The sequence below is a fragment of the Pseudactinotalea terrae genome, from assembly GCF_009733845.1.
Lineage (GTDB): Bacteria > Actinomycetota > Actinomycetes > Actinomycetales > Beutenbergiaceae > Pseudactinotalea > Pseudactinotalea terrae.
The window spans coordinates 271,136-285,187 of record NZ_WNXZ01000002.1 but is presented as its reverse complement, the minus strand read 5'-3'; the positions used below and the strand labels follow the sequence as shown (position 1 = coordinate 285,187).

General features: G+C 69.1%; 12 protein-coding genes. 3 read left to right on the top strand and 9 right to left on the bottom strand.

The window, feature by feature from the left end; translation table 11 throughout:
- Positions 1–121: 121 nt before the first annotated feature.
- On the top strand, positions 122–2,491 hold the full coding sequence (locus GPA03_RS08775) for an Ig-like domain-containing protein (protein WP_156251616.1): 2,370 nt from the start codon (positions 122–124) through the stop codon (positions 2,489–2,491).
- A 63-nt stretch (positions 2,492–2,554) separates the two neighbouring features.
- On the opposite strand, the gene GPA03_RS08770 is transcribed toward GPA03_RS08775, so the two are convergent.
- Together GPA03_RS08770 and GPA03_RS08765 are read right to left on the bottom strand one after the other, a co-directional pair.
- Positions 2,555–3,169 carry a LytR C-terminal domain-containing protein gene (locus tag GPA03_RS08770; protein WP_156251615.1) on the bottom strand — a complete coding sequence of 205 codons (615 nt, stop codon included), beginning with the start codon at positions 3,167–3,169 and terminating at the stop codon, positions 2,555–2,557.
- 19 nt (positions 3,170–3,188) lie between these two features.
- Complete coding sequence (locus GPA03_RS08765) at positions 3,189–3,482, bottom strand: DUF3263 domain-containing protein (RefSeq protein ID WP_156251614.1); 294 nt, start codon at positions 3,480–3,482, stop codon at positions 3,189–3,191.
- Positions 3,483–3,603: 121 nt separating this feature from the next.
- On the opposite strand from GPA03_RS08765, the gene GPA03_RS08760 reads away from it, so the two are divergent.
- Both GPA03_RS08760 and GPA03_RS08755 read left to right on the top strand, forming a co-directional pair.
- A complete protein-coding gene (locus GPA03_RS08760) occupies positions 3,604–4,290 on the top strand; it encodes a uracil-DNA glycosylase (protein WP_156251613.1) in 687 nt (228 codons plus the stop codon).
- Positions 4,287–5,114: an SGNH/GDSL hydrolase family protein gene (locus GPA03_RS08755; RefSeq protein WP_241681177.1), complete on the top strand. Its 828-nt coding sequence runs from the start codon at positions 4,287–4,289 to the stop codon at positions 5,112–5,114. Before GPA03_RS08760 ends, GPA03_RS08755 begins: the two co-directional genes overlap by 4 nt.
- Positions 5,115–5,123: 9 nt before the next feature.
- Here GPA03_RS08755 and GPA03_RS08750 read toward each other — a convergent pair whose 3' ends face one another.
- The 7 genes from GPA03_RS08750 to GPA03_RS08720 are packed head-to-tail and all read right to left on the bottom strand — an operon-like array spanning position 5,124 to position 13,966.
- A complete protein-coding gene (locus GPA03_RS08750; protein WP_162458311.1) occupies positions 5,124–6,446 on the bottom strand; it encodes a glycoside hydrolase family 140 protein in 1,323 nt (440 codons plus the stop codon).
- A gap of 11 nt (positions 6,447–6,457) precedes the next feature.
- Positions 6,458–8,437, bottom strand: a complete 1,980-nt coding sequence (locus tag GPA03_RS08745; protein WP_156251611.1) for a YyaL domain-containing protein — start codon at positions 8,435–8,437, stop codon at positions 6,458–6,460.
- The gene (locus GPA03_RS08740) at positions 8,434–9,543 is read right to left on the bottom strand and encodes a sialidase family protein (protein ID WP_156251610.1); all 1,110 of its coding nucleotides are present in this window, start codon (positions 9,541–9,543) and stop codon (positions 8,434–8,436) included. The genes GPA03_RS08745 and GPA03_RS08740 overlap by 4 nt, the downstream gene beginning before the upstream one ends.
- A 52-nt stretch (positions 9,544–9,595) precedes the next feature.
- The gene (locus GPA03_RS08735) at positions 9,596–10,627 is read right to left on the bottom strand and encodes an ABC transporter ATP-binding protein (protein ID WP_206673495.1); all 1,032 of its coding nucleotides are present in this window, start codon (positions 10,625–10,627) and stop codon (positions 9,596–9,598) included.
- A gap of 11 nt (positions 10,628–10,638) precedes the next feature.
- On the bottom strand, positions 10,639–11,775 hold the full coding sequence (locus GPA03_RS08730) for an ABC transporter ATP-binding protein (RefSeq protein ID WP_156251608.1): 1,137 nt from the start codon (positions 11,773–11,775) through the stop codon (positions 10,639–10,641).
- Positions 11,753–12,961: an ABC transporter permease gene (locus tag GPA03_RS08725; RefSeq protein WP_156251607.1), complete on the bottom strand. Its 1,209-nt coding sequence runs from the start codon at positions 12,959–12,961 to the stop codon at positions 11,753–11,755. Before GPA03_RS08725 ends, GPA03_RS08730 begins: the two co-directional genes overlap by 23 nt.
- A gap of 6 nt (positions 12,962–12,967) precedes the next feature.
- A complete protein-coding gene (locus GPA03_RS08720) occupies positions 12,968–13,966 on the bottom strand; it encodes an ABC transporter permease (protein ID WP_156251606.1) in 999 nt (332 codons plus the stop codon).
- Positions 13,967–14,052 lie beyond the last annotated feature (86 nt).

The following is a 14,052-nucleotide window of genomic DNA, read 5'->3' as shown; positions in this document are numbered from 1 at the left end:
TGCGCGCATAGGCACGCAGGTCTAGTTTTTTATGCGCAGAGATCACAAGGCGACGGGGCGCCTGATGGACGCACCGTCGCGGACCACCGATGATCGCGCGATGTCGCGCGAAGGAGGACACATGTCCGCAGGATCTGTTCAGCGCAGCAACGGCGTCAACCGCCGCCACTTCGTCCTGGGAGGCGCTGCGCTCGCGAGCACCGCGCTCGCGGGGTTGCAGGCGTTCCGGCCCGCCCACGCGGCTCCCCCGGCCGGCCCACGCCCCGCGATGCCACCGCAGCCCGACGCCGTGGTGGGCAACACCGTGCCCGCCTTCCCCGGCTGCGAGGGCGCCGGCAAGTTCACCACGGGCGGCCGCGGCCACGAGGTCGTGGAGGTGACCACGCTCGCCGACTCCGGCCCAGGATCGCTCCGTGAGGCGCTCTCGGCAGGAAACCGCACGGTCGTCTTCCGCGTCGGCGGCACGATCGAGCTGGAGTCCGGGCTCGACGTCACCGGTGACAACACCACGATCGCGGGCCAGACCGCACCCGGCGGGGGGATCGCGATCACCCGGAACGAGTTCAAGATCAAGGCCAACAACGTGATCGTCCGGTATCTGCGCATCCGCGCGGGTGACGGCTCGCAACCGGGAGGCATCGACACCTTCGGCGGGCGGGCGTTGCGTAACATCGTCGTCGACCACTGCTCGGTGGGGTGGGGCATCGACGAGTGCTTCTCGCTCTACGGCAACTACGACGTGACCGTGAGCAACTGCATCATCCACGAAGGCCTGTCGATGTCCGAGCACCTCAAGGGCCTGCATGGCTTCGGTGGCCTCTGGGGCGGCCAGAACATCACCTACTACGGCAACCTGCTGATCCACCAGGGCGCCCGCAACCCGCGGTTCAGCTTCACCGAGGACATGGAGATGCGGGTCGACCACCGCAACAACGTCGTCTACAACCACGGCTTCAGCTCGCTCTACGGTGCCGAGTGGTGCGAGGGCATCAACGTCGTCGGCAACTACTACAAGCCCGGCCCTGCGACCCTGGCCACGATCGCGCCGCACATCATCGAGCCCTACCGCGGTGGCTCCTGGTACCTGGCCGGCAACGCCGTCGAGGGCTATCCGGACATCACCGCGGACAACACGCTGGGCATCAGCTATCAGGTCGTCGGGCAGGCAGCCGACCCCTCGGTCACGCCGCAGGCGGGCGGCGTCGTCAACACGGCCGGCGGCGGCATCAACCTGCTCGACGAGCCGGCCACGATGACGCAGCCGCTGCCCAGCACGATGACGGCCGAGGAGGCATACGAGCACGTGCTGGCCAACGTGGGCGCCTCGCTGCCCCGCTACGACTCGGTGGACACGCGCCTGCTCGCCGAGCTGCGGGCCGGCACCGGCCGGCTGATCAACAGTCAGTCCGAGGTCGGCGGATACCCCGTGCTCGACGGCGGTGAGCCGCCTCGCGACAGCGACCACGACGGCATCCCCGACACCTGGGAGCGGGCCAACGGCCTCAAGCACAACGACCCCGCCGACGGCGCGCTGATCCGTGAGGACGGCTACAGCAACCTCGAGCACTACCTGGAGTCGATCGTCAGCAACGTGAGCGGGTACCCCTCGGTCACGATGACCGGGCCGGACCCCGACACCGTGCTGTCCGGCCCGGGCACCGAGCAGGCGATCACGGTGACCGCCGAGGCCACCGCCCCCGAGGGTGCCGAGATCACGGCCGTGCAGTTCTTCGCGGACGACACCATGATCGGGGAGGTCATCGCACCGCCCTACCAGGTCACCTGGTCGGCGCCGGTGGGCACCTGGTACCTCTCGGCCCTCGCGATCGACAGCCAGGGAGCCAAGACCCACGCGACCTCGGCTCCGGTGCATGTCAGTCGCACCTCAGACGTCGGCCCCTGGGTGTCCGCGGACATCGGCTCGGTGCCGCTGGCGGGCGCTGCCTTCCGCGACGGAACCACGGGCGACCTCACGATCACAGGCTCGGGGAAGATTCGCGGCCGCACGGACGCGTTCCACTACCTGTACCAGCCGATCCATGCCCCGGCGGACAACGCCGTCGAGATCATCGGGCGGATCGACGACGTGAGCCGGCCCTGGGAGGGCGTCTTCGCCGGGTTCATGTTCCGCGAGTCGCTCGATGAGAACTCCCGCTACTTCGCGGGCGGTCTGCAGGTCATGGGTGACGGCCTCAAGGGACACGTCACCCGTATCCAGTCGCACGGCCCCGGGCCCAGCATCGGCTCCTACCCCTACGACGCGGACGAGCTCCTCGACATCGAACCGCAGTGGTTCAGGCTGATCAGGCGCGGCCTCGAGTTCGAGTGCCACCTCAGCGGCGACTCGTTGCAGTGGACCCGGATCGGCTACGAGCGGATCCCCATGGGCGACGACATCTACGTCGGGCTGGTCATCGACGGGAACAAGGAGAGCAACGCGATCGCGCACCACACCACGGCCACGTTCCACAACGTGAAGATCAACAAGTGATCCACACGGTCTGAGTCTCCGACGGCGTCGCTCTCGCTCACGCGGGAGCGGCGCCTCGGTGCGTCAGGGAAGCTCGAAGTCGGTGCGCAGCACGATCACGATGTCGCCGTCGGCAGCGGACGCGCTCTCCACCAGGTTCGAGATGCCGAGCAGCTCGCCGACGGCCTCAGCCTCGTCGAGCTGCTCGGCGTTGTCGTAGAACAGCGTCGTGCCCGAGGGCTGGGACCGGTTGTAGTCGGCAGCGTTCGCGTCTTCCCAGCCCTCCTCAGTCAGGACGGTGACGGTGTCGGCGGCAAGTCCGCCGACACCGGAACCGTTCAGCACCCAGATCCCGACCGCATAGTCGAGATCCGCTGTCGGCTCCTCGGAGGTCTCGTCCTCCGTGGTGGGCTCCGGCGTGGTGGGCTCCTCGTCGGTGCTGGGCTCCTCGCTGGTCGCCTCGTCCGTGGGCGCCTGGGTGGTGGTCTCAGCACCCGTGGGCGGCTCGTCCCCGCCGTCGCCGCCGGAGATGGCGCGAACCGCGACGAACGCGAGCGTGGGCGCGAGGATCAGGACGATGATGAAGGGCAGCAGCTGGCGCCACCGCGGCAACGGTGCCCGGTGCACGCCCTGCGGCGTCCGGTCTGCCCCGAGCTCGTCGAACTCGTCCTCGGGGTACGGGTAGTCGTCCCTGCTCACATCCGAAGGCTAACCGGAACTACAGGTCGGAGCCGAGACGGCGTGCCGAGCGCTCCCGCTGGCGTGCGCTGCGCATGCGTCGCAGCCGCTTGACCAGCATCGGCTCGGCGGAGAGCGCCTCCGGGCTGTCGATGAGGGAGTTGAGGATCTGGTAGTACCGCGTGGCGTTGAGGTCGAAGAGCTCGCGAATCGCGGTCTCCTTCGCACCGGCGTACTTCCACCACTGCCGCTCGAACGCGAGGATCTGGGCGTCCCGCTCACTGAGCCCAGCGGTCTGCTCCGAGACCTCGTGCGCTACGGGTGCTGCCGCCATCGCTGTCCTCCTAGCTCCGATCGCGTTCTTGGCATCGTAACGGGCAAACGACATCCATGTCATTCGCTGCGTGTCGCGCTCGGGGTGTCGTGCGTCCGCCGACGCGTGCCAGGCTGTCGGGATGAGCACCACGACGCCTCGACCGCTCGCCGACATCGTGGATCCCGGCTGGGCGGCAGCGCTCGCCGACGTCGAGCCAGAGGTCCACGCCATGGGTGAGTTCCTCCGCGCCGAGATCGCTGCCGGCCATGGCTACCTGCCCGCGGGCCCGGACGTGCTCCGCGCATTCACGCGCCCGCTGGCGGACGTGCGGGTGCTGATCGTGGGCCAGGACCCCTACCCCACCCCCGGGCACGCGATGGGGCTGAGCTTCTCGGTCAAGCCCGACGTCACCCCGCTCCCCCGCTCGCTCGCCAACATCTACACCGAGCTCGTCGCGGACCTGGGCGTCGAGCGTCCCAGCAACGGCGACCTCAGCGCGTGGGCCGACGCCGGCGTGCTGCTCCTCAACCGGTCCCTCACCGTGCGGCCGGGCAAGCCCGCCTCCCACCGCGGCAAGGGCTGGGAGCGGATCACCGACGCCGCCATCGCCGCCCTCGTGGCCCGCAGCAGCCCGCTGGTCGCGATCCTGTGGGGCCGGGACGCGCAGTCGCTGCAACCGGCGCTCGGCGACACCCCCGTGATCGCCTCCCCCCACCCTTCACCGCTGTCCGCCCACGGCGGCTTCTTCGGCTCCCGTCCGTTCTCGCGCGCCAACGAGCTGCTGGTGCGGCAGGGCGCGGCACCCGTGGACTGGCGGCTCCCGTGACCCCTCGCTGGTCGAGCTACGTCGCCGTCGGGGACTCGTTCACGGAGGGTCTGTGGGACCCCCGTGGTGACGATCTCGAGGACCTGGTGGGCTGGGCCGACCGTGTGGCCACCTCGATATCCCGACGGCGGATCGAGGCCGGTGAGGACCCGTTGCGTTATGCGAACCTCGCCATCCGCGGGCGCCGACTGTCACGGATCGTCGCCGAGCAGCTGCCCCCGGCGCTGGCGATGCAACCGGACCTGATCTCGATCGTCGGTGGCGGCATCGACGTGCTCCGCCTGGGCGCCGACCCCGACCAGCTCGCCGTGATCCTCGAGGAGGCTGTCGTGCGCGCCCGAACCGCGGGTTGCGATGTACTGCTGGCCACCTGCATGGACACGCGCGACGGCGGCCCCTTGCTCGGCGCGATCCGCCCGCGGATGGCGCTGTACTCCGCGCACATCTGGGCGATCGCGCGCCGGCACGACTGCTATGTGCTCGACCAGTGGGGCCTGACGGCGCTGCAGGACATGCGCATGTGGTCCGAGGACCGCATCCATCTCTCGCCCGAGGGACACCATCGCCTCTCGCAGTCCGCGCTCGTGGGCCTCGGCCTGGATCCGGACGACCCGCACTGGGACGAGCCGCTGGCCACGGCCGACGCGCGTACCCGGCTCGACCGCCTGCGCGAGCACCGCGACTGGCTCCGGCGCGACGTTGCTCCGTGGTTGGGCCGCGGGATCCGCGGCACCTCCACGGGTGAGGGCCGCAGCGCCAAACGCCCCGCCCTCACCGAGGTCGAGCTCGGGGTCTCGGACTCGACCGCACCCGCCGAGCCGTGACCCGCAGGCTCAGCCGGTCCTGGTGTCGAGGACCAGCACCATGTCGGTGTTGCCCTGGGCGCCCACGGGCGGCGTGAAGCTCAGCGTGCCCTCATTGGCGATCGTCGTGGCCGGTGTGAAGTCACCGGTGACCGGGTCCATCCACCGCACCCGGAGCTCACCGCCCGGTAGCACGCCGCTCAGCAGCTCGTACGGACGCTCGGTGAAGCGGTACGCGAACAGGTAGTCCTGCCCGCGGGTCACGATCAGCCGGTCCTTCTGGAATCCCGGGTCTCCCACGATGACGGTCTGGTCGGGGATGCGCTCGAGGTAGGGGTAGTCCAGCAGCAGCCGGTGCAGGTGCTGCAGGTCGTTCGATCCTGGTGCGTCGATGCCCTCGCGCCAGGTCATCGTGATGCCGTAGGCCGGCTGGTACTCCGGCTTGTAGACCTGGATGACGGCGTTCTGGCCGTAGGTGTGGCCGGCGGCACCGGCGAACACGGCCCAGTACGCGAAGCGCCGCGAGTCGTCGTGCCCCCAGTACCCGTGCACGGGGTCGTGCAGGCCGCGCGGCAGGTCCTCGTAGCACGGCTCGCCGTCGACCGTTGGCTTCGCGGGCCAGCGCTGGTAGTCCTGCTCGACGTAGCGCCAGCTGTCAGGCCCCTTCCAACCGGTCGGGTCCTCGCCCCAGGTCTGCTCGTAGTCGCGGTGACCGGACTGGATCATGTTGAAGTCCAGCCACGGCGCGTGGTGGAACCACGTGGACGACTGGCAGCGGCCGAACGGGTGGTACGTGATGAGCCTGCTGGGCTCGCCCGCCCGCAGCGCGGCGCCCGCACGCTGCCAGGCCTCCATCTCCTGGGTGCCGTGGACGTCACCACCGTTGAGCCAGATGATGTTGGGATGGGCGCTGACGCGGCGCGCGAGCCACCCCGCGTACGTCTCCACGTCGGCCGGGCTGAAGGCGCCGCCCTTGAGGTTGCTGCCCCAGATCGGCACCAGCGCGAGGTAGAGACCCGCCTCGGCGGCCAGCGTCAGCACGACGTCGAGATGGTCCCAGAACGAGTCGGTGCCGCTCTCGTCGGGCTGGGTGAGGTCCTCGTCGATGAAGGGCAGCCGGCCTGCGAGGGTGGCTGTCCGGAGGCTGTGGATCACCATCACCTGCGCGATGTTGAAGCCCTTGGACTTGCGGTCCGCGAAGTACTCCTTCACCTCCTCGAGCGTGAGCCGGCTCAGCACCAGCCAGGCCGTGTCTGCCTGCCAGAAGAACGGCGTCCCATCCTCGTGCTGGAAGAAATGGCCGCCCTCGGCGACCTCGAGGGGACCGTGCTCCCACGGCTTGCCGGTACTCATCTCTCGTCCTCTCATGCGGTCTCGGTGTCCGCGAATCTCAGCAGCTGCCACAGCGGGTGCGCGATCACCCACGAGGGGTTCCACGTGTTGCTGAAGCCGCGGTTCTGCCAGTTGGTGACGTAGAAGGCCTCGGCCTGCTCGCCGACGACGTCGAACTCCCACTCGCCCGGGGCGGTGCAGATCCCCTGCCCCATCGCCGAGGTGACGTTGCGCCCCCAGTGCTGCAGCCGTTCGTCCCCGGTGAGCCGGCCCAGCCGCCACATGTCGTAGCTCGGGAAGAACACGTCGAGGTGGTGGTTCTGCACGCTCACGCCGGGCCACCCGATCGCGCTGAAGCCGCGCTCGCGCAGCGACGCCCCGCGATCCTGCACCGGGTTCCAGTGGTACACCCAGGTGAGCAGCCAGTCCGCCGTCACGAGCGCTCGCTGCAGGTACTCGCCGTCACCGGTCAGGTCGTGCAGGGCCATCAGCAGCTCGAGGTAGGCGAGGCCGCCCTCCTTGTCCTCGCAGGCGGCATCGAGGGTCGACCGCGCGAACGGCATGTCGAAGTCGACGCCGAAGAGCCGGTGGTACGCCTCCGCCATCTCGATCGCACGCGCCCGCAGCCGCGGCTCGTCGAGCACCTCAGCGGCCTTCACGACAGCCTGCGCCGCCGGGATGCCGGCGGCGCACACCAGGTCATCGGCGGGCTCGCCGGCCTCCGTCCACCCCAACGGCACGATGCCCGAGGGCAACGTGGTCGCCGAGATGAAGTCCGCGGCCTCGCGCAGCGCGGCCAGCCACGTCTGCGGCACCGGCTTGCTGTAGCGGCGGTAGAGCGTGATCAGGTCGGCGAGGTCGGACATGGTCTCGCCGTGCGCACGCGCCGAGATGATGTGACGCCCGTACAGGTTCTGCCCCTGCCAGCGCCGGTCGTCGTGCACGTAGGAGTTGTGACGCATGCCGGGCACGTTCGTGCCCGAGCCGTTCACGTAGTGCTCGACGACGGCGTGCGCCCGGTCCACCCGGTGCCGCTCGCCCCGTTGCAGACCCACCGAGGCCTCGCACCACGCGAGCCGGAGGCACTGCCCGGTCCAGCCGTAGAGGAAGTCGACCGCCGGCCGCCCGGGATGCCACCGCGGCATACCCCATGCCGGGAACTTCTGGTAGCCGACCACCTCGCCCTCGGTGAAGGCCCGCGCGTCGATCGCAGCGAGCCGCAGGTCGATGTGGCGCTGGTCCTCGAGCGGCCCGCGGATGACGGCGTCCCCACCCTCCCCGAACAGCTCCGCACCGATCCGGACGAGCTCGCGGAAGCCCTGCCCCAGCGGCATCGATCCCGCGACGATCACGAACCGTTGCCGGATGCTCTCGCCGGGCTCGAGCGTGCGGTAGCCCGACGCTGTCGGCTCGGTCCGCGCCTTGTCGACGTAGGTGATGTCAGCCTCGCCGTCGAACATCGTGACCCCGCTGAGCGCCAGCGCCCGCGAGGTCCCGTTCTCGGTGACCGCACCGAGCGAGCCGTAGCGCGCGCGGCCCTCGGCGTCCTCGTCGGGGTCCGGGACCGCGACGAGCGTGACCGTGTCACCGGCCTCGCCCTGCAGGCAGGCCGCCGGGATCGGTAGCCGGTGCAGCTCGGTGACGAAGCCGCCGCGAGCCACGTGCGGGACCGTACGATCCGGCGCCGCCGACGGGTTGTCGTGGTAGATCACCTGCGGGATCGTCACCCGCGCGTTGGCCGGCCCTGGCACCCGCACGCCGACGACGAGATCGGCGATCGTCGTCGCACCAGGGTTGTGCCAGTGCAGGTCCAGCTCGGTCCGGCCGGCAGCGTCCCGCACCCTCGCCCGCACGGCCACGGGGCCCAGGCGACCCTCGATTCGGACCTCGGCTCCGCCGTCGTCGATCTCGACGTCCGTGAGGCCGGGAGCGGCCTCGCGCCACGGTCGACCGACCGAGGCGACGAGCATCTCGCTGAGCTGGGCCGCACCGATGGGCGGCAGAGCAGTCACGCCGTCGTCACGTCCTCGGTGGTGTCAAGAGCTAGGTCGTCGGTGTGCGCGGTGATCCACTCCGGAGCGAGGCGCACGTGCTTGATCGTCTTGCGCAGGTAGGAGTAGGCCACCTGGAGGTAGCCGTCCGACGTCTGCAGCACGGTCGGGTACGAGTAGCCGGCCTGGGCGTCCTTGTACTCGGTGTCGGCCACCTGAAGGTTACGCCAGTGCGGCCATGTGCGGCCGCCGTCCTCCGACATCGCGAGCGTCAGCGGTGTGCGCACCGCCTTCTTGCGCCAGCCGTCACCTGAGGGAACGAAGCGAAACTGGTCGCGCTCGAGCGTGGCGTCGTTGAAGACGACGACCAGCCGCCCGTCGGTGAGCGTGATCTGTTGCAGCGCCGAGTTGTTGTTGGGCAGCTCCGACTTCGTCGGCGCGGTCCAGGTGCGGCCCTGATCGGTGGAGGTCGATGCGTAGATGCGGTCCGAGGCCCGGGAGCGGTAGAACGCCAGCAGGCTGCCGTCGGCCAGCGGCGAGATGCTCATCTGCACGCGGTGGCGGCTGCCGGGGACCTCGCGGATGTCCCAGGTCGCGCCCTCGTCGGTGCTGATCGCCACCACGCTGTACTCGCCCTCGGAGTCCACCTGGTAGGCCGGCAGCAGCCATGCGCCGTCGGGGAGGAACACCGGAGGGTTGCGCAGGAAGAAGCCTGGACCGGGGAACAGCACCTCGGGATCGGACCAGGTGGTGCCATCGGTGGACGTGCGCTTGAGGACACTGGCCGTGGTGCGGTCGTGCGGCTCGTTCGAGGTGTGCAGCAACCAGATCTCGCCGCTGGGCACCCGGAACAGCACCGGGTTCTGCTCGGAGTGCTCCGGGTCTGCTGCGATCAGGTCAGGCGTGGTCCACGTGTCGCTGCCGGCGGGCAGCCGGGAGACGACGACGTTGGTCTCGGCCATCCCTTCGCCTGGCCCGTTGAACCATGCACAGACCAGGTCCCCACCGGTCGTCTCGGCCAGCGTCGCCGCATGGCTGTCGCGAGGATGCAGCACGGGCAGCAGCGCAACGCTCCGGCCGGGGTCGTCAGCAGCCTGCTCGAGCTTGCCGGTGAATCGGGGGTCCATCTAGCGCTCCGTCGTCGGTAGGGGTTTCAACAAGCTGCTGTGCACGTTTCGCTCAGGCGGCGCCGAGCTCGGAGAGCCCGCGCAGGTCGAGCTCCTCGGCGAAGTGGCACGCCACCCGCCGGCCGCTCGAGACTTCTCGCAGCTCGGGCACGTCGCTGGTGCACTTGTCCTGCGCGTAGGCGCAGCGCGTGCGGAACGGACAGCCCGAGGGCACGTTCGTGGGGTCGGCGACCTCGCCCTTCAGGACGATGCGTTCCCGCCTGTCGGCCGCACTCGGATCGGGGTTGGGGACCGCGGACAGCAGCGCCTCGGTGTACGGGTGCAGCGGCCGGTCGTAGAGCTCCTCGGTCGGACCGCTCTCGACGATGTGGCCGACGTACATCACCACGACCTCGTCGGCCATGTACTCGACCATGCCGAGGTCGTGCGAGATGAACAGGTAGGTGAGGTCTTCCTCCTCCTGCAGATCCTTCATCAGGTTGAGGATCTGCGCACGCACCGACACGTCGAGCGCGCTGACCGCTTCGTCCGCGACCACGAGTCGCGGGTCGAGCGCGAGCGCGCGGGCCAGGCCGACGCGCTGCCGCTCGCCACCGCTGAAGGCGTTGGGGTAGCGGTGCAGGTACTCCGGGCGCAGCCCCACCTTGGTGAGGAGCTCGACCACCTTGCCCTCGATCGCCGCCTCGGGCACCACCGTGTTCACCCGCAGCGGCTCTCCGATGATGTCAGCCAGCGTCATGCGCGGGTTCAACGAGGAGAACGGGTCCTGGAAGACCATCCGGATACTCCTCCGGTACGGCTTGAGCTGCTTCTCGGAGAGCCCGGCGAGGTCGACGACGGACCCGTCGGTCTCGCGGAACAGGATCTGCCCGCTCGTAGGCTCGTACGCGCGCAGGATCGTGCGACCGAGCGTGCTCTTGCCGCACCCGGACTCCCCCACCAGCCCGACCGTCTGTCCCTGCTTGATCTGCAGGTCGACGTCGGTCACCGCCTTCACCTCACCGACCTGCTTGCCCCAGGCACCCGTGGTGATCGGGAACTCCTTGGAGAGCTTGCGTGTCTCGAGGATCACATCCGGTCTCATCGTCGGCTCCTTCATCGCTCCTCCTCGTACAGCACGCAGCGGACCTCGTGGCCGTCGTCGTCACGGAGCAGCGGGGGTGGCGCCACGTCGCAGCGGCCGATCTGTGCGAAGTCGCAGCGATCCCGGAACGTGCATCCACTGGGCCGCGCGAACGGGTGCGGCACCATCCCTCGCACCGGCTCGAGGCGGCGGCCGCGGCTCTGACCGAGCTTCGGCACCGACGCCAGCAGCGCGCGGGTGTAGGGGTGCTTCGGGTGGCGGAAGACCTCGGCGAGGTCGCCGTACTCCACGACGTTGCCCAGGTACATCACCGCGATCGAGTCGGCGAGCTGGGCGGCGACGCCCAGGTCGTGGGTGATGATCATGATCGCCATCCCGGTCTCGTCGCGCAGCGACTTCAGCAGCTCCAGGATCTGCGCCTGCGTGGTCACGTCGAGGGCCGTGGTCGGCTCGTCCGCGATCAGCAGCTCGGGGTCGCACGCGAGCGCCATCGCGATCATCACGCGCTGCCGCATGCCCCCACTGAGCTCGAAGGGGTAGGCGTCCACGCGCTTCTCGGGCGCGGCGATGCCGACCCTGCGCAGCAGCTCGATCGCACGCTTGCGGGCGTCCTCCGTGGTGACCGGCTCGTGCAGCAGGATCGTCTCGGCGATCTGGTCGCCGACCTTGTGTACCGCGGACAGCGAGGTCATCGGCTCCTGGAACACCATGGAGATCCGCTTGCCGCGCACGGCGCGGAGGATCTCCGGGTCGGAGGCCAGCAGATCGACCATGCCCTCGGGCGCGTCGGGGTCGGTGACGACCGGGATCGTCGGGGCCTTCTTGCGTGAGAAGAGCCCTCGACGCCGCTTGGCGGTCTCGGGATCGATCGGTGGCACCGGCACCCACACCTGGCCGCCCACGATCTTGCCGGGCCTGTCGACCAGCTGCAGGATCGAACGAGCCATGACGCTCTTGCCGCAGCCGGACTCCCCGACGACGGCAAGGGTCTCGCCTCGGCGGACCTGGAGCGTCACACCCTCGACGGCTCCCACCACGCCGTCCTCGAGCTGGAACTCGGTGCGCACGTCGCGCACGTCGAGCACGTACGGTGCGTCGGTGTCGAGGACGCGACGCCCCGTCGGCTCACTTGTACGGGTCTGCTGCATCGCGCAATCCATCTCCGACGAAGTTCATGGACAAGACCGTGACGAACAGGGCGAGCCCCGGCAGCATCAGCCACGGCGACGTCTCGATCGTCCGGAGGTTCTGGGCGTCCTGGAGCAGCACGCCCCAGCTGACCGCGGGCGACTGCAGCCCCAGTCCGAGGAAGCTCAGCGCTGTCTCACCCAGGATCATCCCGGGTACCGACATCGTGAGCGAGGCGATCAGGTGGCTCGAGAACGAGGGCACCATGTGCCGGAAGATGATCCGGGGCTTGCTGGCGCCGTCGAGCTGCGCCGCCATGATGAAGTCCTCTTCGCGCAAGGACAGGAACCTGCCGCGGACCTGTCTGGCCATGCCGGTCCACCCGAGCACGGAGAGGATCGCGGTGATCGCGAAGTAGCGTTGCAGCGGCCCCCACGATGTCGGTATCGCCGCTGACAACGCGAGCCACAGCGGCATGGTCGGGATCGACATCAGGAACTCGATGAGCCTCTGGATGATCGTGTCCGGCTTGCCGCCGTAGTAGCCGGAGATGCCACCGAGCGCGATGCCGAGGATCAGGCTGAGCGCCACGCCGACCAGACCGATCGACAGCGAGACCCGTGAGCCGTAGATGACCCGTGTCAGCAGGTCGCGCCCCGCTCGGTCCGCACCCCACAGGTAGAACGGGTCCTCCGGGTTCTCGGCTGCGATGAGGTGGGTGTTCATCGGGAACAACCCCCACATCGTGTACTCCTCGCCGTCGACGAAGAGACCGACCGGGATGTAGGACGACTCGTCGACCTCGAACTCGTTGGCGAACGTCTCCTCGTTGCGCTCGACGATGAAGCCGTGGACGTAGAGCCCCCAGCCCTCGGTCTCGTGGTAGACGTGCAGCTGTTGCGGGGGCGCGTAGGTGTAGGTCGCGTTCTGGTGCGCGGGCGTGCTCGGTGCCAGCACCTCGGCGAACGCGACGACCAGGTAGATCGCGACGACGACCCAGACCGAGACGTAGGCGATCTTGTGCCGGCGGAACCTCTTCCAGATCAGGGTCCACTGCGACGCCGTGCCGCGTGCGGTGTCCTTGGTCCGCCTCCTGCCCTTGCGTGGCGCGCCACCGGCGGGCGCCGGATCCGGCGTGGGCCGGTCGTCGAGCGCGGAGGCAGCGCCGCCGCTCCGGCTCTCGAGCTGGTTCTCAAGCTCCTGCATGGTCGGTCAGCTCCCCTGGTAGCTACGTCGGATGCGGGGGTCCCACCACGCGAGGGCGAGGTCGCTCAGCAGGGTCCCGACCACGGTCAGCGCACTCAGGATGAGGATGAAGCTGCCGACGAGGTACATGTCCTGACTGAGCGTCGCCCCGTAGAGCAGCGGACCCGTGGTCGGCAGGCTGAGCACGATCGAGATGATCGTCTCGCCGCTGATCAGTCCGGGCAGGAGCCAGCCGACCGTGCTGAAGAACGGGCTCAGGGACATCCGCACCGGGTACTTGAGCAGCAGCTTCCACTCCGGCAGCCCCTTGGCACGCGCGGTGATGACGTACGGCTTGTAGAGCTCGTCCAGCAGGTTGGCGCGCGTGATGCGGATGAGGCCCGCGGTGCCCGAGATGCCGATGATCAGCACCGGCAACCACAGGTGCGAGAACAGGTCCATCAGCTTGCCGATGTTCCATGCCGCGTCGACGTACTCCGGTGAGAACAGGCCGCCCGCGCTCTGGCCGAAGTATTTGACGCCGATCCACATGAAGACGAGCGCGAGCATGAACTCCGGGATCGCCATGCCGACGAATCCGAAGAACGTGGCCACGTAGTCGCCGGGCGAGTACTGCTTGACGGCGGAGTAGATGCCGATCGGGAACGAGATCGCCCACACCATCAGCAGCGTGCTCACAGACAGGAAGAACGACAGCCCGACACGGTCCCAGATCAGCGTCGAGACCGGTCGGTTCCAGGCGAAGGAGTCACCGAAGTCGCCGCGGAAGATGATGTTGCTGATCCAGTTCCAGTACTGCACGAGGAACGAGTCGTCCAACCCGTAGCGTGCGCGCATCGCCGCCATCCGCTCCGGGCTGATGACTTCGCCGCGCGCCTCGGCCTGAGCGACGAGGGTCGAGACGTAGTCGCCAGGAGGCAGCTGGATGATCCAGAAGGTCACGAAGGAGATGGCGAGCAGGGTGACGAGCATGAGGCCTACGCGCCGAAGCATGTACCTGCCCATGACGAAGTCCCTCCGATCGATCGGTCTGTGGCTTGCCCGGCCCGCGGGCGCTGAGACGGGTGGTCACGCAGCGGCGCGACTGGGAC